The following is a 17,725-nucleotide window of genomic DNA, read 5'->3' as shown; positions in this document are numbered from 1 at the left end:
CGTCACGCGACCAGCAAAGGCCCCTAGCTGAGCTTGTCGGTCCCGCCAGCCGGTTCGCCCTCATTCACCAGGTCCGCCGCCGCCGCCAGCTTGCGCAGCGACTCCGCATGGCTCTCGCGGGTGATGCGGTAACCGGCCATGAAGATCACGCACAGGCCGTAGAGCACCACCAGCACCGGCACATAGATCATCCCCAGGCGGGCGATGACGGCGGGGTCCACCTCGCCCGGCCTGGCGCCCTGCGGGAAAGCCGCGGCCTTCAGCAGCATGGCCGAGGTGAAGATGCCGATCCCGGTGACGGCCTTGGCCACGAAGGCCGAAGCCGCGAAGAATAGTCCCTCCGACCGGCGGCCGGTCTGCAGTTCTGAGTCCTCCACCACGTCGGCGATCATTGAGGAGGTGAGGATGTTGGAGGTGATGGTGGCCCCGGTGGAGATCACGTTCTGCAGGAAGATCAGCGGGAAGAGCAGGGCGCTGCCGTTCTCGGGGAACAGGCCCATCAGGCGCAGGATGATGGGGCTCACCCCCACCGCGACACCGATCAGCAGCAGGGTCATGGCCGAGCGCTTCTTGCCGAACCTCTGCGAGAACATCGGGGCGGTGGCGAAGGCGAACACAGCGGCCGTCAGGCTGGCGAAGGTGAAGAGCGCGATCTGCGCCGAGCTGAACTCCCAGAAGAAGGTCGTGAAATAGAGGCTGATGGACAGGGTCAGCCCGCTCGCCATGGCCCCGAACAGGTTGGCGGTCAGAATGCGCAGGAACGAACGATGGGAAAGCGTGCCCACCATCTCGCGGGCCAGGGTCGGCAGGCTGAGCTTGCGGTGCGGCGCGTCGCGCAGAAACGGGATCTGGCTGTGGGTGCCCAGCGCCGACACCAGGATGGCCAACAGCATCAGCAGGGCCGCGGCCAGGCCGTAGTGGGCGTATCCCTCGACATTGAGCTGGCCGACCTTGTGGGTGGCGTCGGGGGTCAGGAAGATCTTCAGGGCCGCGAAATACATCGCCAGCCCGCCGATCCAGCCGAACAGGAAGCGGTAGCTGAGCAGCTTGGTGCGCTCGTCGTAGCCCGTGGTCAGCTCGGCGGCGAGGGCCGAGGAAGGGATCTCGTAGCAGGTGATGAAGCTGCGGATCAGGATGGCCGTGCCGATCAGGTAGAAGAACAGCCCCTGGTGATCGAGCGCCTTGGGCGGGTTCCACAGCAGCAGGTAGGAGACCGCCACCGGCAGGGCGGCGGCGTACATGAACGGGTGCCGGCGGCCCCACTTGGAGCGGTAGTTGTCCGAGGCCTGGCCGACGATCGGATCGAGGAAGGCGTCGACGATGAGGGCGATCATGATCGCCAGGCCCACCGTCTCAGCCGGCAGGCCCATGACCTGATTGTAGAAGATCAGCAGAAAGTACGAGAAGCCGTTGTCCTTGACCCCGAAGGCCACGGATCCGAAGCCGTAGAACAGCTTGGTGGGCATACTCAACCGGCGACCGGTTTGAGCGTCTGATGCGGCCTGGCTCACGTCGTCCCCCCGAACTTGTATTGTTCTTGAGACCTTAGCTCGCCGCCTCCCCGCCGTCTTGCGTCAGGCGCCGCCGGCGCCGTCGACCACGGGGCGAGCCTCGGCGACGCGGACCCGCTCGGCCACGGCGGCGGCCTCCTCCAGGGTGGCGACATTGCTGGCGTGCAGATCCTCATCGATCTTGTAGGGCAGCAGGACGAGGATCGAGAGCAGGCTCATGCCGGTGTTGATGGGCAGGAAGATCAGCGCCAGTCGGCGCATGATCTCCGGGTCCACCGTGCCCGCCGCCGCATGGGTGGGGAAGGCCACCAGGGTCAGCAGGACGCCTGACAGGAACACGCCGATGCCGCCGGTGAACTTGGGCAGCAAGCCGTTGGCGGCCAGCAGCAGGCCCTCCGACCGCACCCCGGTCTTCACCGCGGCGTCCTCCACCACGTCGGCGATCATCGAGGAGATGATGATGAAGCCGGCGATCGCCAGGGTCGTGGCGATGAAATAGTCCACCAGCAACAGGGTCAGGACCATGGCGCTGTCGGTGGGCGCGAGGTTCAGGAGTTTCAGCGACAGAGGTATGGCCGAGGTCAGGACTGAGCAGGTGAAGAGGATCAGCATCGCCCGTTTCTTGCCCAGCCTCTTCGAGGTGGGACCGGCCACGATGACGCCGGACACCGAGGCCAGGACGCCGGCCATGGAGATGTAGGAGATCGAGGCGGCGCTGACGCCCCAGAGCTCGATGTAGAAATACTGGCTGAGCGCCCCCGACAGGCCGGTGGAGACCCCCGAGCAGAGCCCGGAGATCATCACCACGATCAGCGAGCGGTTGCCGATGGTGCCGACGATTTCCTTGGCCACCTGGCGGAGCGGAACCTTGCGGACCGGGGGCTGGTACAGGTCCTTGATGTGCCGGTGCGTCCCCATGGCCGAGACCAGGATGGAGACCGCCATCACGCCGGCCGCCAGGATGCCGAAATTGGCGTACCCGGCCTTGTTCAGGATGCCCCCCGCCGCCGGCGACAGGAAGACCTGGTAAAGCACCACGTTCATCCCCAGGCCGCCTACGACCCCGAAGAAGAACCGGTAGCTGAACAGGCTGGTGCGCTGGTGGTAGTCGCTGGTGAGTTCGGGCGCCAAGGCCGAGGACGGGATCTCATAGAGGCTGACGCAGAGCCGCAGCAACACCAGCATCCCGATCACGAAGATGCCCGTGGTGGTCACAGGCCAGTCGGACGGCGAGTTCCAGAAGGCGATGCAGGCCACCGCGATCAGGGGCGCCGAGGCATACATCAACGGGTGCCGACGGCCCCAGCGGGTGCGCAGCTTGTCCGACCACTGGCCGATGGCCGGGTCGATGACCGCGTCCAGCATCAGGGTCAGCATGATCGCCGTCCCGACCCAGAGGGCGGGCAGGCCGATGACCCGGTTCAGATAGGGCTGCAGCAGGGTGGCCGACAGGCCCAGCACGGAGACCCCGACGGCGATGGAGCCGACCCCGTAGGAGAGCTTGGTCGAGAGGTTGAGCCTCGGCGCGCTCGGCGCCTGCGGTTGGTCTTGAGACAAGGGCGACTCTTGGGCTGAGGGCGCGGGTCCTGCCGCAAGGTGATTTGCCCGGCTTGGATGTCCGGCTCTGGATTCAGCTTCCTGGGGCTATCCGACCCTCGGCTCCGGACTGGGCGGCAAGGACAGCGGCGTCCTTCAGTTTCTCCAGATTGGACTCATGGGCGGCCTTGTCGATCTTGAAGGCGAACAGGCAAAGGATCGCGACGGCGAACATCAGGACCGCCGTCGGCAGGTAGATCATGGCAAGCTCCCGGAGGATCGCCGGATCGACTTCCCCGCGCTTGGCGTTTGTCGGGAAGTTGACGTAGGCCAGCAGGCTGCCCGAGATCAGCACCCCCATGCCCGAGACGATCTTCTTGAACAGGTTGTCGGCGGAGAACAGCAGGCCCTCTGAGCGGCGACCCGTCTTGACCTCCGAATCCTCCACCACGTCGGCGATCATCGAGGACAACAGCACCCCGGTGATTGTCGCCATGGTGGTGCTGAAGAACATCTCGACCGTCAGAAAGCGGAACATGTTCTCAGATCCTGGCGCGGGCGCCAGGTGCATCAGGGACAGGGTCAGCGGCATCACGCTTGTGGTCAGGGCGCCGATGAACATCAGGATGGCGGCGTGCTTCTTGCCCAGCCAGGCGCCGGCGCGCGGCGCGAGCGCCACGCCCATGAGACTGGCGATCACCCCGACCGCGGTCAGGATCGAAAGCTGGGTCTGGGTAAGAAGGAAGAAGTAGAGGGCGAAATAGATATCCAGGGCGTTCTTCAGCCCAAAGGCGATGGCGATGAACATCCCGGCCGCCGTCGCCACCAGGAAGGAGCGATTGTTGAGGGTGCTGGCGATCTCCCGAGCCATCTGCCCAGCCCCAATCTTGCGGACCGGCGGCTGCCGCAGATAGGGGATCTGTCTGAAGGTGCCCGTGGTGGAGATCAGAATGACGCAGAAGATGACGATGGAGGCGAACAGCGAATAGCCGAAATAGCCGGCGCGTTCAGTGATGCCGCCGGTGCCATCCGGGTTCTCCTTCATGAACACCTGGTAGACCAGCAGGGTCATGCCCAGGCCGCCGAAGACCCCGAACATGCCGCGCAGGGCGATCAGGGTCGTGCGCCCGTTGTAGTCCTCCGACAGTTCCGGTGCGAGAGCTGAGGACGGCAGTTCGAAGAAGGTGTCGAACAGCCGGATCACCAGCAAGCAGACCAGCATGTAGGCGAACAGCTCGCCCTGACTCCAGCCTGAGGGCGGGTTCCAGATCAGGAAGAAGGCCACACTCACCGGTAGGGCGGCCGCATACATGAAGGGGTGGCGGCGGCCCCAGGGCGACCGGAAATTGTCGGATATCTGGCCCACCAGAGGGTCGCAGAAGGCGTCGAAGATCAGGGCGATGAAGATCGCCGTGGAGACCATCTGTGGCGGTAGGCCCACCACCTGATTGTAGAAGATCAACAGGAAGGTTGAGAGACCCCGCGCCTTGATGGCGTTGGCCACAGAGCCAAGGCCGTACAGCAACTTTGTGCTCAATCCGACCGGGGGGCGCGCCCCCACGGCGAAGGTTGCGCTCATATAGGGCTCCGGAGAGGGGCGAGGGGGAGGGGAGGGGCCGAAGACGTCGTCGAAGATCCGCGCATCATCGGCGCGGCGGGGCCGCGATCCACCGTCTTCCTCCCGCCGCGTCGTAGATGCGCGGCATTCTGATTATGTCTTTGAGGTCAACCGTGCGGGAGGCCCGCCATGGCGTCAACGGCTTTGATCTTACAGTTCTGACACAATGCAAGTCCTTGCCAGCCAGGGGTTTGGAGCAGGCGCGCGCCCTCCTGGCGGCGTTCGCGACCTGTTCCCTCCGGCCGCCGTTCGAATATCGAGAATGGCGGCGGCGCCGCGAGAGAAACGCCGGCGCGTCCTGCCAGCGGTCCTCCAACTCCAGCCCGTGCGTCCCTGGCGGGACCAGGGCGTTGGTACCGGACGTTGGTGATGTTCTGGGCTGCGCCCGCCCCAATTCAGGTCGCGCCTCCCCAAGGGGAAAGCCGAAACGGTCACCGGCGCCGCCCCGAGGCACTGCTCCCTCTTCCCGGGGTGACCACCTGAATCTTGATGGTGTTGGCGGCCCTATGGTTTCTAGATGAGCCGGTTTGGAAGAGCAGGTTTGCGCCGAGGTTGGGCGAGGCCCATTCTCCGCCGCGAGGATCACCCTGTGGGGCCGGTGAGGAAACGCATATGGACCGCCTGAAGAACAAGATCGCCGTCATCACCGGCGGCTGCTCCGGCATCGGCCTCGGCACGGTGGAGCTCTTCGTGCGCGAGGGCGCCAGGGTCATGGTGGGCGACATCGACGACACCGCCGGCGCGGCTCTGGAGGCCCGGTTTGAGGGCCAGGTCGCCTATCGGCATTGCGACGTCATGCAGGAAAGCCAGATCGAAGGCCTGATGGCCGCCTGCGCCGAAACCTTCGGCGGGCTGGACATCCTGTTCAACAACGCCGGGGCCGGGGGCTCCCCCGCCCGGCTGGAGGATATGACCGGCGAGGCCTGGGACCTCAGCCAGAACCTGCTGCTGCGCTCGGTGGCGCTGGGCATGCGCTACGCCCTGCCGCACATGAAGGCCCGCGGCGGTGGTGCGATCGTCAATACCGCCTCGATCGCGGGAACCCAGGCCGGCGCCGGACCGATCGCCTATTCCGTGGCCAAGGCGGGCGTCATCCACCTCACCAAGGTGGCGGCCGCCGAGCTGGCCCGTGACGGGGTGCGGGTGAACGCCATCTGCCCGGGCCTGATCCTCACCAACATCTTCACCCCCAGCGCCATGATGCCGGTCGGCATGGCCACCATGATCAAGCAGGGCATGGCCCAGACCGCCCCCGACGCTCAGCCCATCGCCAAGCCGGGCCTGCCGGAAGACATCGCCAACGCCTGCCTGTTCTTCGCCAGCCAGGAGAGCGCCTTCGTCACCGGAGTCTCCATGCTGGTGGACGGTGGCATGCATGTGGGGCCCCGCAACGCCTGGGACCCGGCCATGCGCGCCGAGCGGATGGCCCAGATGGAGGCGCGCCGCGCGGCCTTCGAGACGGCGGAAGCCGAGGACGCCCAGCAGGGCTGATCCTTCGCGAGTGCAGCGAAAAATGCGGCGAACCACCCTCTTCGCGATCCCCCGTGGTCGGTGCGGGAGGGTCGCTCTCCTCACGTCAGGCGGCATGACGCGGCCCTGAAGTCCCGTCAGGACGGGGTTTTCCGTCGCGACCAAGTGTTAAAACGCGCGAATTCCGAGCAGCGGGGCGCCTGTGGCTGCTTTGCTGCTGTGCAATATGGCGTCGCTTGGCGTCTATCGTCTCAGATAGCGCCGGTTTCCCATTGCCGCGCCGCGCGGCCGGCCTCTCCCTAGGGGCGACACGCGGGGCAACGAGGTTCCGCGCAGGCCCGACAGGGCCGCCGGCGACGATCGTCGGATGGAAGGGACAACGACGTCCGGAGAGGCCGCGCCGCGGCTTCGCCGGGCGTTTTTTTTTGGCCGCGGGGGATGCAGGCATGAAAAGAACCAAGACACGGCTCGCCCTGGGATCAGGTGTCGCAGCCCTTCTCTGGGCGGGGCTGGCCCAGGCTCAGGAAGTCGATCCGGCTGCGGCCCTCGAGCCTGAGGCCGAGGTCCCCCTGGAGCCCGCGCCGCCGCCCGCGCCCGAACCGACCCTGAGCGACCAGATCGCCGCCGGCCGACTGCTGCTGGAGGTCCGCGCCCGCTACGAGGGGGTCGATCAGACCCGGACCGCGATGCTGCGTGAGGACGGCCAGGCCTTCACGGTCCGCACCCGCCTCGGCTGGGAGACCGCCGACTTCAAGGGCTTCAAGGGCCTGATCGAGTTCGAGGACGTCCGGCAGATCGGCCCCGAACACTTCGCGGTCAATGTGCCGGGCGCCGCGACCCCGCCGCTCAACGGCGCGGACAAGGCCCGCTATCCGATCATCAACGATCCCGACGTCACTGAGCTGAACCGCGCCCACCTCACCTGGACCCCGAACGGGGCCCTGCAGATCACGGCCGGCCGTCAGCGCATCCTGCTGGACGACCAGCGCTTCGTCGGCAATGTCGGCTGGCGGCAGGACGAGCAGACCTTCGACAGCGTGCGGGCCGACTTCGCCCTGGGGCGGGTGAAGGGGACCTACGCCTACGTCACCCACATCAACCGCATCCTCGGCGAGCTGCGCGACTGGGATAGCGACAGCCACCTGTTGAACGTCACCTGGTCGCCGTCCGAGGCCCTGCGCCTGCAGGGCTTCGTCTACGCGCTGGATTTCGGAAACTCGGCGATCAATTCGTCCGTCACCAAGGGGGGGAAGGCCTCGGGCAAGGCTTGGCTCGGGCTCTACCAGGTGGCCTACAACGCCACCTATGCCGTGCAGAGCGAGTATCGCGGCAATACCGCGGCCTTCGACCTCGACTATGTGGCCGCCGATGTCGCCGGGACCTTCGACATCTACACCCTCAAGCTGGCCTATGAGTCCCTCGAGGGCGACGGGGTGCGGGGCTTCACCACGCCGCTGGCCACCGTGCACGCCTTCCAGGGCTGGTCGGACGCCTTCGTCTCGCCCGGCGGCAACAAGAGCTTCGCCGACGGGATCGACGACAAGAACATCAGCTTCAACGTCAAGCCGCGCTTCCGGCGGACCTGGCTGTTCAACACCGACCTGCTGGTCCGCTACCACGACTTCGACGGTCAGCGGACCGGGGCGGACCTGGGGTCGGAGTGGGATGTGCAGCTCACAGCGGCCATCACCGCCAAGCTGTCGATCGCGCTGAAATATGCCGACTTCCGGCGCGAGGCCACCGTGCCCGTCGGAACCCTCGCGCCCCCGGCCTCGCGCTCCAAGGCCTGGCTCACCCTCGAATACAAGCTCTAGGCGGACCCTGATCATGACCGACAAGACCGACGCTGGCCTGACCCGCCGCAACGCCATCTTCGCCACGGCCGCCACCCTGGCGGCCGCTAAGGCCGCCTTGCCCTCCGGCGCCTTCGCCGCGGGCGCGGGCCCCGAGGTGGCCAAGGCGCGGATGGGCTTCATCGCGCTGACCGACGCCTCGCCCCTGATCATCGCCAAGGAGCGCGGCCTGTTCGCCAAGCACGGCCTGCCGGATGTGGAGGTGGTGAAACAGGCCTCCTGGGCCGCCACTCGCGACAACCTGGTGCTGGGATCGGGCGGCGGCGGCATCGACGGGGCGCACATCCTGTCGCCCATGCCCCTGCAGTTCACCCTGGGGGTCCAGACCGGGGGCAAGCCGCTGCCGATGTACATCCTGGCCCGGTTGAACACCAACGGTCAGGCCATCTCCGTGGGCAACGACCTCAAGGCTGTGAAGGTCGGCCTCGACGCCAGCGGCGCCAAGGCCAAGTTCGCCCAGCTCAAGGCGGCCAAGAACCCGGCCAAGATCGCCATGACCTTCCGGGGCGGGACCCACGACCTGTGGATCCGTTACTGGCTGGCGGCGGCCGGCATCAATCCCGAGACCGACGTCTCCACCATCGTCATCCCGCCCCCGCAGATGGTGGCCAACCTGAAGGCCGGCACCCAGGACGCCTTCTGCGTCGGTGAACCCTGGAACGCCCAGACCGTGAACCAGAGGATCGGCTACACCGCCACCACCACCAGCGAGATCTGGATGAACCACCCCGAGAAGGCGCTCGGCATGCGCGCCGACTGGGTGGACCGCTATCCGCGCGCCGCCAAGGCGCTCACCGCCGCGGTGCTGGAGGCCCAGCTCTGGTGCGACAAGATGAGCAACCGCCCGGCCATGTGCTCCATCGTCTCGGGGCGGCAGTATATCAACGTGCCCATGGGCGACATCCTGCCGCGCCTGCAAGGGACCATCGACTATGGCGACGGACGCAAGGTCGCCAAGTCGCCCCACACCATGAAGTTCTGGGCCGACAACGCCAGCTTCCCCTTCAAGTCCCACGATCTGTGGTTCGCCACCGAGAACGTGCGCTGGGGCGTCCTGCCCAGGGCCACCAACACCAAGGCCCTGGTGAACAAGGTCAACCGCTCCGACATCTGGCGAGCGGCGGCTGCCGCAATCGGCCAACCGGCCCCGGCCGGCGACAGCCGCGGCGTGGAGCGCTTCTTCGACGGCAAGGTCTTCGACCCCGCCAACCCGGCCGCCTACCTCGCCAGCCAGCCCATCAAGAAACTGGTCTAGGGCGCGCGCCGATGAGTTTCCCCAAGCCTGAATTCACCGCCAGCCAACCGGTCGCCGTGGACCTTCCCGACCCGCCACCCCAGCCCTTCGCCGGGCTGACGCGGCGGGCCTCGGCGACGGCGGCGGCCGTCCTGCCGCCGGCCTTCACCCTGCTGATCATCATGACCGTCTGGCAGCTGGCGTGCGGCGACTCCTATGACGGCCTGCCCTCGCCCTCGCGCATCTGGCTGGAATCCCGCGAGCTGATTGTCGACCCGTTCTATGACCGCGGCGGGGTGGACAAGGGCCTCTTCTGGCATATCGCCACCAGCCTGCAGCGGGTGGCCCTGGGCTTCTCCATCTCGGCCGTCTGCGGGGTGCTGCTGGGGGTGCTGATCGGCGCCAACCGCTGGGCGCACCGGGGTCTGGATCCAATCTTCCAGGTGTTGCGGACAGTGCCGCCCCTGGCCTGGCTGCCGATCTCGCTGGCCGCCTTCCACGAGGCCAACCCCTCGGCCCTGTTCGTGATCTTCGTGACCTCGATCTGGCCGATCATCATCAACACGGCCGTCGGCGTGCGGAACATTCCCGACGATTACGTCAACGTCGCCCGGGTGCTGCGATTGTCTCCGGTGGAGTACTTCTTCAAGATCCTGCTGCCGGCCACCACCCCTTACATCTTCACCGGCCTGCGCATCGGCGTGGGCATGAGCTGGCTGGCCATCGTCGCCTCGGAGATGCTGCTGGGCGGCGTCGGCGTCGGCTTCTTCATCTGGGACCAGTACAATGCGTCGCGGATCTCCGACATCGTCGTGGCCCTGGCCTGGGTCGGTCTCACCGGCTTCTTCCTGGACCGCATCGTGGCCTTCGCCGGCCGCATCGTCTCGCGCGGCGACGCGCTGAGCTAAGGAGCCTGACCATGGCCAAGGCCTATCTCTCCATCGAAGCCGTCGGCGTCACCTTCCAGAAGGGCGCGAGCCGTTCGGAGGTGCTGCGCGACATCAACCTGCAGGTCGACCAGGGGGAGTTCGTCTCCATCATCGGCCACTCCGGCTGCGGGAAATCCACGCTGCTCAATGTGGTGGCGGGCCTGATCCCGGTGACCACGGGCGCGGTGATCCTCGACCGCGAGGCTGTGGAGGCGCCGGGGCCGGAGCGGGCGGTGGTGTTTCAGAACCACTCCCTGCTGCCCTGGCTGTCGGTGCAGGAAAATGTCCGCCTGGCGGTGGACAAGGTGTTCGCCGGCAAGAAGTCCGCCGCCGAGCGCCGCGACTGGACCCTGCACAACCTGGACCTGGTCAAGATGACCGCCGCCCGCGACAAGCGCCCCTCGGAAATCTCCGGCGGCATGAAGCAGCGGGTCGGCATCGCCCGGGCCCTGGCCATGCAGCCCAAGGTGCTGCTGCTGGACGAACCCTTCGGCGCCCTGGACGCCCTGACCCGCGCCCATCTGCAGGACAGTGTCATGGAGATTCAGACGGCGCTGAAGAACACCGTCCTGATGATCACCCACGATGTCGACGAGGCGGTGCTGCTCTCGGACCGCATCGTGATGATGACCAACGGCCCCCGCGCCGGGGTCGGCCAGATCCTCAGCGTGGACCTGGCCCGGCCGCGGGACCGGCTCGCGGTCGCCGGGAACCCGACCTATGTCGGCGCCCGGGCCTCGGTGATCGAGTTCCTCTACGCCCGCCGCGCAGCTTAGGCCGTCAACATCACCTTGCCCACGTGCGCCCCGCCCTCGAGGTGCGCGTGGGCCTTTCCCGCCTCCGCCAGGGGGAAGCTGGCGTCGATCCGGGGACGCAGCTTCCCGGCTTCGATCCAGGGCCAGACTGTGGCCTCCACCGCCGCCGCCAATCGCGCCTTCTCGTCCAGGCTGCGGGGCCGCAGGGTCGAGCCGGTCACCGTGGCCCTTTTCATCATCAACTTGCCGATCGGCAGGGCCACCTCGCCGCCGCCCAGGCTGGCGATGAACACGATCCGGCCGCCGGTCTTCAGGGCGTCCAGGCCCTTGGCGAAATAGTCGCCGCCGACCATGTCGAGGATCACGTCGACGCCGCCCTCACGCTTGGCGACCTCGGCGAAGTCCTCGGCCGTGGTGTCCACCACCACGTCGGCGCCGAGCGCCTTGGCCTCGGCGGCCTTGCCCGCGCCGCGCGCCGTGGCGATCACCTTGGCGCCGGCCGCCTTGGCCATCTGGATCGCCGTGGTGCCGATGCCCGAGGTGGCGCCGTGCACCAGGAAGGTCTCGCCGGCCTTCAGGCTCCCATGCTCGAAGACGTTGGCGAAGACGGTGAAGACCGTTTCCGGCAGGGCCGCGGCCTCCAGCAGGGACAGCCCCTTGGGGATCGGCAGGGCATGGCGGGCGTCCACCACGGCGTATTCCGCATAGCCGCCGCCGCCCAGCAGGGCGGTGACCTGATCACCCGCCTTCCAGCGGCCCGCGCCGGTGACCACCTCGCCGGAGACCTCAAGGCCCATGGTGTCGGGGGAACCGGGGGGCGGGGGGTAGAAGCCCATGCGCTGGATCAGGTCAGGGCGGTTGACGCCGGCATGGGCCACCTTGATCAGGATCTGCCCAGGGCCGGCCTCCGGACGCGGCAGCTGCACGGCCTTCATGTCGGCGGCGGAGCCCTTGCCACCCTCGACGGCGATGGCGGTCATGTCCGTCTGGCTCATCTGTGGCCTCCCTGGTCTTGCGTATGGGTGTCGTTGGGGGTTCAGATAGGCGCAGAAACGGAACCGGCAAAGGGAGGTCTTCCATGGAGGAGCCCGCAGAGGTTCGGATCGGCCGTGGCCAACGGCTGACGGAAGCGGTCCGCGAGGACCTGGAGCTCTACGGCGTCGCCGAGCTCGAGGAGCGTATTGAGATGCTGCAGGCGGAGATCGCCCGCTGCCAGGCGCAGATCGAGAAGAAGAAGGCGACCCGGCAGGCGGCGGACGCTCTATTCGGTTCTCCCCCGGATTAGGGGGCGGTTAGGGCCTGGTTAGGCATAAGGGGGCGTATCTGTCGCAGACGGAGCGGGTTTGGCACGGCGGTTGCACCAGCTAGGACCAGACAGCGCATCTGGGCGCGGACGAATTTTCAGTCGGGGACTTTGTGGTCATGAGCGATGGAAACCAGCCGGCGGGGGCCTGGCGCGCGGACGTGATCCAGGACTTCGCGCGGTCCGAGCTTTTTGACCGGACCTTCCAGGAGGGCATGGACCTCGTGGAGGAGACCGCCGGCTATCTGGACGGCTCCGGGCGCCAGGAATCCAAGCTGCTGTCGCGCAACGCGGCGCTCGCCTATGCCGGCGAGAGCATGCGCCTCACTACGCGGCTGATGCAGGTGGCCTCCTGGCTGCTGGTGCAGCGCGCCGTGCGCGAGGGCGACATGCCGCCGGAAGGCGCCTGCGACGAGCGCTATCGGCTTGGAGCCGAGGACGTCTGCCGTCCGGGCCACGACACCGCCGAAGACCTGCCCAGCGGCCTGCTGCTGCTGCTGGATCGCTCCGAGCGCCTCTATGAGCGCGTCCGCCATCTGGACCGCCGCATGTATATCGAAGACACCGACGTCGAGACCCCGAACCCGGTGCAGTCCCAGTTCGACCGCCTGCGGACCGCCTTCGGGGGTTGACCCCCCGGAGGCAAAGCCTCGACATCCAGACAGCAAAAAACGCCGCGTGATCCACGCGGCGTTTTTCTTGTGCTCGAAAGTCGCGTGCGGCCACGGGGGCCGCAGCGCTTACTTGCGGGTGAAGGCGCCGAACTTGGCGTTGAAGCGCGAGACGCGGCCGCCACGGTCCAGCAGCTGCTGGTTGCCGCCGGTCCAGGCCGGGTGCGTCTTCGGATCGATATCCAGATTCAGGGTCGCGCCCTCTTTCCCGTAGGTGGAGCGCGTCTGGTAGGTGGTGCCGTCGACCATCACCACATTGATGAAGTGGTAGTCGGGGTGGGTGTCTTGTTTCATCGCGCGGGCATCCGACGTAAAGGAGCGGCCATAGAATAATCGCTCCGCCAGCTAGGCGGATCGAACGGAGCCGCGCCTATACAGGAAAAGGCGGGGCAAGAGCAAGGGCGCGGGTTTTCATGAGTGATTTTGGGTCTGGGCCGGCCGTCGAGGGCCGACCGACCGCGGGTGCGTCTCTCGCCCAGGATATCTCCGAAGCCGCCGAACGGCGCCCCAAGAGCCGCAATATCAAGCCGCTGGCCGCGCTCAACCCCTTCCTGCGGGCCCATATGGGCGATGTCGGCCTGGCCGGGCTCTTCCTGGTCACCGCCGCGCTCTCCACCCTGGCCCTGTCTGGCGCCGTGCGGCTGCTGGTGGACCACCTGACCGAGGCCCGCACCACCGGGGCCTCGGTGGACCAGTGGTTCTGGCTGATGGGGGTGGTGGCCGTCGCCTTGGCCGTCTCCTCGGCCCTGCGCTATTTCTTCGTCACCAAGCTGGGGGAGCGGATCGTCGCCGACCTGCGCAAGGCGGCCTACGCCCACATCCTGACCCTCGACCCCGCCTTCTTCCTGCACATGCGCACCGGCGAGGTGCTGTCGCGACTGACCACCGACATCCAGATCGTCGAGAGCCTGATCAGCACCTCCATCTCGGTGGCCCTGCGAAACCTGCTGATGCTGATCGGCGCCCTGATCCTGATGCTCATCGTCAGCCCGCACCTGACCGGCATGGTGGTGCTGCTGATCCCGCTGATCATCGCGCCTCTGTTCCTGTTCGGTCGTCGGGTGCGCAAGCTGACCGCCTCGACCCAGGACCAGTTCGCCCAGGCCGTGGGCCATGCCGGCGAAACCCTGGACGCGCTGGAGACCGTCCAGGCCTTCGGGCGTGAGGCGGCCGGCGCCAAGGTGTTCGGCGCCGCCGTAGAGGCCTCCTTCGCCACCTCCCTGCGGCGCATGACGGCGCGGGCCGGAATGATCGCCGCGGTGATCACCCTGGTGTTCGGAGGCGTTGTCGGCATCTTCTGGATCGGCGTCCATGCGGGCCTGCGGGGCGACATGAGCTGGGGCGCGCTGTTCCAGTTCGCCTTCCTTTCCGTCATGGCGGCGGGTTCGGTCGGGGCCTTGGGCGAGACCTGGGGTGACGTCCAGAAGGCCGCCGGCGCCATGGAGCGGGTCTCCGACCTGCTGGCCGCCAAGCCGGGGATCGCTGCGCCCGCCGTCCCCAAGCATCTGCCGGCTCCGGCCCGCGGTGAGATCGAGTTCTCCAACATCACCTTCGCCTATCCCGGACGCGCCGACCTGCCGGCCTTGCAGGGCTTCGACCTGCGGGTGGCGCCAGGCGAGCGGGTGGCCCTGGTGGGTCCCTCCGGCGCAGGCAAGAGCACCGTCTTCCGCCTGCTGCTGCGCTTCTATGATCCCCAATTCGGCACGGTGAAGGTGGACGGCGTCGACGTTCGCGAGGCCGATCCGGCTGAGGTCCGCGCCCGCATGGCCCTGGTGGCCCAGGACTCGCCCCTGTTCTCCGGCTCAGCCCTGGATAACATCCGCTTTGGCAGGGCCAACGCCGACCTCGAAGCCGTGCGCGCCGCCGCCCGCGCGGCCCAGGCCGACGATTTCCTCGACGCCCTGCCTCAGGGATTCGACACCCCGCTCGGGGAGCGCGCCCGCAGCCTGTCTGGCGGTCAGCGCCAGCGCCTGGCCATCGCGCGGGCCCTGATCCGTGAGACCCCGATCCTGTTGCTGGACGAAGCCACCAGCGCCCTGGACGCCGAGAACGAGCGCCTGGTCCAGAAGGCCCTGGAGGAGGCCATGGTGGGGCACACCACCCTGGTGATCGCTCACCGTTTGGCCACTGTGCTGAAGGCCGACCGGATCATCGTCATGGACAAGGGCCGCGTGGTCGAACAGGGCAGCCACCACGAGCTGATCACCAAGAGCGGCCTGTATGCGCGCCTGGCGTCCCTGCAGTTCGGAGACGCGGCGGCCTAGGTTCGGCGCCCCGCATATCCTCAGGCGTCGATATTGGCTCCGCGCATCTCCTTCACGAAGAAGACGCCCACCACCACCGTCACCGCGGCGATGACGATGGGATACCAGAGGCCGTAGTAGATGTTGCCCGTGGCCGCGACCATGGCGAAGGCCGTGGTGGGTAGGAAGCCGCCGAACCAGCCGTTGCCGATGTGATAGGGCAGGGACATGGAAGTGTAGCGGATGCGCGCCGGGAACATCTCCACAAGGGCCGCGGCGATCGGCCCATAGACCATCGTCACATAGAACATCAGCAGGAACAGCAGGCCCACCACGGCGGGCTTGTTCACCAAGGCCGAGTCCGCCTTGGCGGGATAGCCGGCGCGGGACAGCTCGGCCGCGAGGGTCTTGCTCCAAGCGGTCTTGGCGGCGGTGAACTCCGTCTTGGACAGGCTGGCGCCGTCCAGGCTCGAAACTTCGACGTCGCCGACCTTCACCACGGCCAGGGTCCCGGCTGGCGCGGCCTGGTTGGCGTAGGAGACGCCCGCCGTCGCCAGGGCCGACTTGGCCACGTCGCAGGAGGAGGTGAAGGCGGTCTTGCCGACGGGGTCGAACTGGAAGGCGCAACCGGCGGGGTCAGCGATCACCGTCACAGGGCTGCTGGCGGTTGCGGCGGCCAGGGCCGGATTGGCCGCGGCGGTCAGCGCCTTGAAGATCGGGAAATAGGTCAGCGCCGCCAGCAGGCAGCCCAGCATGATGATCGGCTTGCGGCCGATCTTGTCCGACAGCCAGCCGAACACCACGAAGAAGGGCACCCCCAGGATCAGGGCGAAGGCCACCAGGGTGTTGGCCAGGGCGCCATCCAGCTTGAGCGTCTTCTCCAGGAAGAACAGGGCGTAGAACTGGCCGGTGTACCAGACCACCGCCTGGCCAGCGGTGAGGCCGGCCAGGGCCAGGAGGACCAGCTTCAGGTTGCTCCACTGGCCGAAGGACTCGGTGAGCGGCTTCTTCGACGTGGTCCCTTCGTCGATCATCTTCTGGAAGACCGGACTCTCATTGAGCTTCAGACGGATCCACAGGGAGACCCCCAGCAGCAGGGCCGAGACCAGGAAGGGAATGCGCCAGGCCCAGGCCCTGAAGACCTCCTCTCCCAGCAGCGTGCGCACCAGCAGGATGACCACCAGGCTGAGGAAGAGGCCAAGGGTCGCGGTGGTCTGGATCCAGCTCGTGTAGAGGCCGCGCTTTCCGGGCGGCGCATGCTCGGCGACATAGGTGGCCGCGCCGCCATACTCGCCGCCGAGCGCCAGGCCCTGGATCAGGCGCATGATGATGAGCAGCACCGGCGCCGCCACCCCGATCTGGTCATAGCCGGGCAGCAGGCCCACCGCGAAGGTCGAGAGCCCCATCAGCAGCATGGTGACCAGGAAGGTGTTCTTGCGGCCCCAGAGGTCGCCCAGGCGACCAAACACCAGGGCGCCGAAGGGTCGGACCGCGAACCCGGCGGCGAAGGCCAGCAGGGCGAAGATGTAGCCGGTGGTCTCGTTCACGCCCGAGAAGAAATGCAGGGTGATGAAGCCCGCCAGCGAGCCGTAGAGGTAGAAGTCATACCACTCGAAGACGGTGCCCACCGAAGCCCCGGCGATCACCATGCCGTTGCCGCCGCGCGTCTTTTCCTGAGCCATGCCGTCCCCCCGGTGCCTTATGGGGCGAGCCTAGCTCCAATTGTCCGTGAGTCGATCCTGCAGGCCGGCCGGCGGCGCCGCTTAGTGGCCCTCGCCGCCCGAGAGTTCGCCCATGGCGCTCTGCAGGTAGTTCTGCTCGCCAAGCTGGCGCACCAGGCTGAGCTGGGTCTCGAGGAAGTCGATGTGCTCCTCGGTGTCTGTGAGGATTTCGCGCAGGATCTGGCGGGTGACGTAGTCGGCGGACTCCTCGCACAGCTTGATGCCGCGGATCTGGTCGGCCCGGCCGCTGACCTCGACGGCGAGATCGGAGGTCATGCATTCCGGCACGGTCTCACCGATCCTCAGCTTGTGCAGGTCCTGCAGATTGGGCAGGCCGTCGAGGAAGAGGATGCGCTTGATCAGCTTGTCGGCGTGCTTCATCTCGCCGATCGATTCTTCGTAGGTGATGGCCCCCAGCTTCGCGAGGCCCCAGTTCTGGTACATCCGCGCATGCAGGAAGTACTGGTTCACCGCCGTCAGCTCATTGGTCAGGACCGCGTTGAGCAGTTGGATGATCGCCTTGTCGCCCTGCATGTGAGCCTCCGTCCTTCGCCGTTCAGGCGCGCAACCTCACGCCCAGAGCGGATGCTGTCAAAGCCTATGTTTGTACTTGATTCAGCCTCGCAGTCGCAGGGCTGAAGAGGGCTATTCCGCCGCGTAGCGCAGGGCCTCGCCCTGCTCCTCGACCATCTTCTTCATGTCGCAGACGCAGCGGGCGCACTGGGGCCTGGACCCGCATGCGCGGAAGATTTCGGCTGGACGCTGGGCGCCGCCTTCGATCGCGGCGCGCACGTCGCGCTCGCGGATGCCATTGCAGTTACAGACGTACAAGGGGGACTTCCCTCCGACCAATGAGTCCTATGTAGCAAATGCGAACGCCG

At 67.1% G+C, this 17,725-nt stretch carries 16 protein-coding genes; 8 read left to right on the top strand and 8 right to left on the bottom strand.

Annotated features, from left to right (window positions below; genetic code table 11):
- Positions 1-23: 23 nt before the first annotated feature.
- From Q8N10_RS19440 to Q8N10_RS19430, 3 genes are all read right to left on the bottom strand, one after another.
- Positions 24-1,466, bottom strand: coding sequence for an MFS transporter (locus Q8N10_RS19440; RefSeq protein ID WP_304782950.1), 1,443 nt, complete (start codon positions 1,464-1,466; stop codon positions 24-26).
- A 108-nt stretch (positions 1,467-1,574) separates the two neighbouring features.
- Positions 1,575-3,068, bottom strand: coding sequence for an MFS transporter (locus tag Q8N10_RS19435; RefSeq protein WP_304782755.1), 1,494 nt, complete (start codon positions 3,066-3,068; stop codon positions 1,575-1,577).
- 73 nt (positions 3,069-3,141) lie between these two features.
- Positions 3,142-4,626: an MFS transporter gene (locus tag Q8N10_RS19430; protein WP_304782757.1), complete on the bottom strand. Its 1,485-nt coding sequence runs from the start codon at positions 4,624-4,626 to the stop codon at positions 3,142-3,144.
- A 651-nt stretch (positions 4,627-5,277) separates the two neighbouring features.
- On the opposite strand from Q8N10_RS19430, the gene Q8N10_RS19425 reads away from it, so the two are divergent.
- The 5 genes from Q8N10_RS19425 (at position 5,278) to Q8N10_RS19405 (ending at position 10,927) form a co-directional block, all read left to right on the top strand.
- Positions 5,278-6,156 carry an SDR family NAD(P)-dependent oxidoreductase gene (locus Q8N10_RS19425; RefSeq protein ID WP_304782760.1) on the top strand — a complete coding sequence of 293 codons (879 nt, stop codon included), beginning with the start codon at positions 5,278-5,280 and terminating at the stop codon, positions 6,154-6,156.
- Positions 6,157-6,581: 425 nt separating this feature from the next.
- Positions 6,582-7,949 (top strand): alginate export family protein, encoded by a 1,368-nt coding sequence (locus Q8N10_RS19420; RefSeq protein WP_304782763.1) that lies wholly within the window; start codon positions 6,582-6,584, stop codon positions 7,947-7,949.
- Between the two features lie 7 nt (positions 7,950-7,956).
- Positions 7,957-9,243 (top strand): CmpA/NrtA family ABC transporter substrate-binding protein, encoded by a 1,287-nt coding sequence (locus Q8N10_RS19415; RefSeq protein ID WP_304782953.1) that lies wholly within the window; start codon positions 7,957-7,959, stop codon positions 9,241-9,243.
- 11 nt (positions 9,244-9,254) lie between these two features.
- The gene (gene ntrB, locus Q8N10_RS19410; RefSeq protein ID WP_304782766.1) at positions 9,255-10,130 is read left to right on the top strand and encodes a nitrate ABC transporter permease; all 876 of its coding nucleotides are present in this window, start codon (positions 9,255-9,257) and stop codon (positions 10,128-10,130) included.
- A gap of 11 nt (positions 10,131-10,141) precedes the next feature.
- Entirely contained in the window at positions 10,142-10,927 is a 786-nt protein-coding gene (locus Q8N10_RS19405; protein WP_304782769.1) for an ABC transporter ATP-binding protein, read from the top strand.
- On the opposite strand, the gene Q8N10_RS19400 is transcribed toward Q8N10_RS19405, so the two are convergent.
- Positions 10,924-11,901, bottom strand: a complete 978-nt coding sequence (locus Q8N10_RS19400; protein WP_304782772.1) for an NAD(P)H-quinone oxidoreductase — start codon at positions 11,899-11,901, stop codon at positions 10,924-10,926. The genes Q8N10_RS19405 and Q8N10_RS19400 overlap by 4 nt on opposite strands.
- Before the next feature lie 83 nt (positions 11,902-11,984).
- On the opposite strand from Q8N10_RS19400, the gene Q8N10_RS19395 reads away from it, so the two are divergent.
- Complete coding sequence (locus Q8N10_RS19395) at positions 11,985-12,191, top strand: DUF1192 domain-containing protein (protein WP_304782774.1); 207 nt, start codon at positions 11,985-11,987, stop codon at positions 12,189-12,191.
- Positions 12,192-12,328: 137 nt separating this feature from the next.
- Complete coding sequence (locus Q8N10_RS19390; protein ID WP_304782777.1) at positions 12,329-12,841, top strand: DUF1465 family protein; 513 nt, start codon at positions 12,329-12,331, stop codon at positions 12,839-12,841.
- A gap of 108 nt (positions 12,842-12,949) precedes the next feature.
- Here Q8N10_RS19390 and rpmE read toward each other — a convergent pair whose 3' ends face one another.
- The gene (rpmE, locus tag Q8N10_RS19385; protein ID WP_215343053.1) at positions 12,950-13,174 is read right to left on the bottom strand and encodes a 50S ribosomal protein L31; all 225 of its coding nucleotides are present in this window, start codon (positions 13,172-13,174) and stop codon (positions 12,950-12,952) included.
- Between the two features lie 119 nt (positions 13,175-13,293).
- Here rpmE and Q8N10_RS19380 point away from each other — a divergent pair, with 119 nt between their 5' ends.
- Positions 13,294-15,144, top strand: a complete 1,851-nt coding sequence (locus tag Q8N10_RS19380) for an ABC transporter transmembrane domain-containing protein (RefSeq protein WP_304782783.1) — start codon at positions 13,294-13,296, stop codon at positions 15,142-15,144.
- A 20-nt stretch (positions 15,145-15,164) separates the two neighbouring features.
- On the opposite strand, the gene Q8N10_RS19375 is transcribed toward Q8N10_RS19380, so the two are convergent.
- The 3 genes from Q8N10_RS19375 to Q8N10_RS19365 form a co-directional block, all read right to left on the bottom strand.
- Entirely contained in the window at positions 15,165-16,805 is a 1,641-nt protein-coding gene (locus Q8N10_RS19375; RefSeq protein WP_304782786.1) for an MFS transporter, read from the bottom strand.
- An 81-nt stretch (positions 16,806-16,886) separates the two neighbouring features.
- Positions 16,887-17,378, bottom strand: a complete 492-nt coding sequence (bfr, locus tag Q8N10_RS19370) for a bacterioferritin (protein WP_304782789.1) — start codon at positions 17,376-17,378, stop codon at positions 16,887-16,889.
- Positions 17,379-17,489: 111 nt separating this feature from the next.
- Positions 17,490-17,675 carry a bacterioferritin-associated ferredoxin gene (locus tag Q8N10_RS19365; RefSeq protein WP_304782791.1) on the bottom strand — a complete coding sequence of 62 codons (186 nt, stop codon included), beginning with the start codon at positions 17,673-17,675 and terminating at the stop codon, positions 17,490-17,492.
- Between the last annotated feature and the right edge of the window lie 50 nt (positions 17,676-17,725).

Source organism: Phenylobacterium sp., assembly GCF_030693625.1.
Taxonomy (GTDB): Bacteria; Pseudomonadota; Alphaproteobacteria; order Caulobacterales; family Caulobacteraceae; genus Phenylobacterium; species Phenylobacterium ferrooxidans.
The sequence above is the reverse complement of the archived record's forward strand: the minus strand, read 5'-3'. Positions and strand labels throughout refer to the sequence as shown.

Coding starts and splice junctions, on each gene's coding strand:
- Q8N10_RS19430 (WP_304782757.1), bottom strand. CDS start 4,626: ATGAGCGCAACCTTCGCCGTGGGGGCGCGCCCCCCGGTCGGATTGAGC.
- Q8N10_RS19395 (WP_304782774.1), top strand. CDS start 11,985: ATGGAGGAGCCCGCAGAGGTTCGGATCGGCCGTGGCCAACGGCTGACG.
- Q8N10_RS19400 (WP_304782772.1), bottom strand. CDS start 11,901: ATGAGCCAGACGGACATGACCGCCATCGCCGTCGAGGGTGGCAAGGGC.
- bfr (WP_304782789.1), bottom strand. CDS start 17,378: ATGCAGGGCGACAAGGCGATCATCCAACTGCTCAACGCGGTCCTGACC.
- Q8N10_RS19375 (WP_304782786.1), bottom strand. CDS start 16,805: ATGGCTCAGGAAAAGACGCGCGGCGGCAACGGCATGGTGATCGCCGGG.
- Q8N10_RS19380 (WP_304782783.1), top strand. CDS start 13,294: ATGAGTGATTTTGGGTCTGGGCCGGCCGTCGAGGGCCGACCGACCGCG.
- ntrB (WP_304782766.1), top strand. CDS start 9,255: ATGAGTTTCCCCAAGCCTGAATTCACCGCCAGCCAACCGGTCGCCGTG.
- Q8N10_RS19405 (WP_304782769.1), top strand. CDS start 10,142: ATGGCCAAGGCCTATCTCTCCATCGAAGCCGTCGGCGTCACCTTCCAG.
- Q8N10_RS19420 (WP_304782763.1), top strand. CDS start 6,582: ATGAAAAGAACCAAGACACGGCTCGCCCTGGGATCAGGTGTCGCAGCC.
- Q8N10_RS19390 (WP_304782777.1), top strand. CDS start 12,329: ATGAGCGATGGAAACCAGCCGGCGGGGGCCTGGCGCGCGGACGTGATC.
- Q8N10_RS19440 (WP_304782950.1), bottom strand. CDS start 1,466: ATGCCCACCAAGCTGTTCTACGGCTTCGGATCCGTGGCCTTCGGGGTC.
- Q8N10_RS19425 (WP_304782760.1), top strand. CDS start 5,278: ATGGACCGCCTGAAGAACAAGATCGCCGTCATCACCGGCGGCTGCTCC.
- rpmE (WP_215343053.1), bottom strand. CDS start 13,174: ATGAAACAAGACACCCACCCCGACTACCACTTCATCAATGTGGTGATG.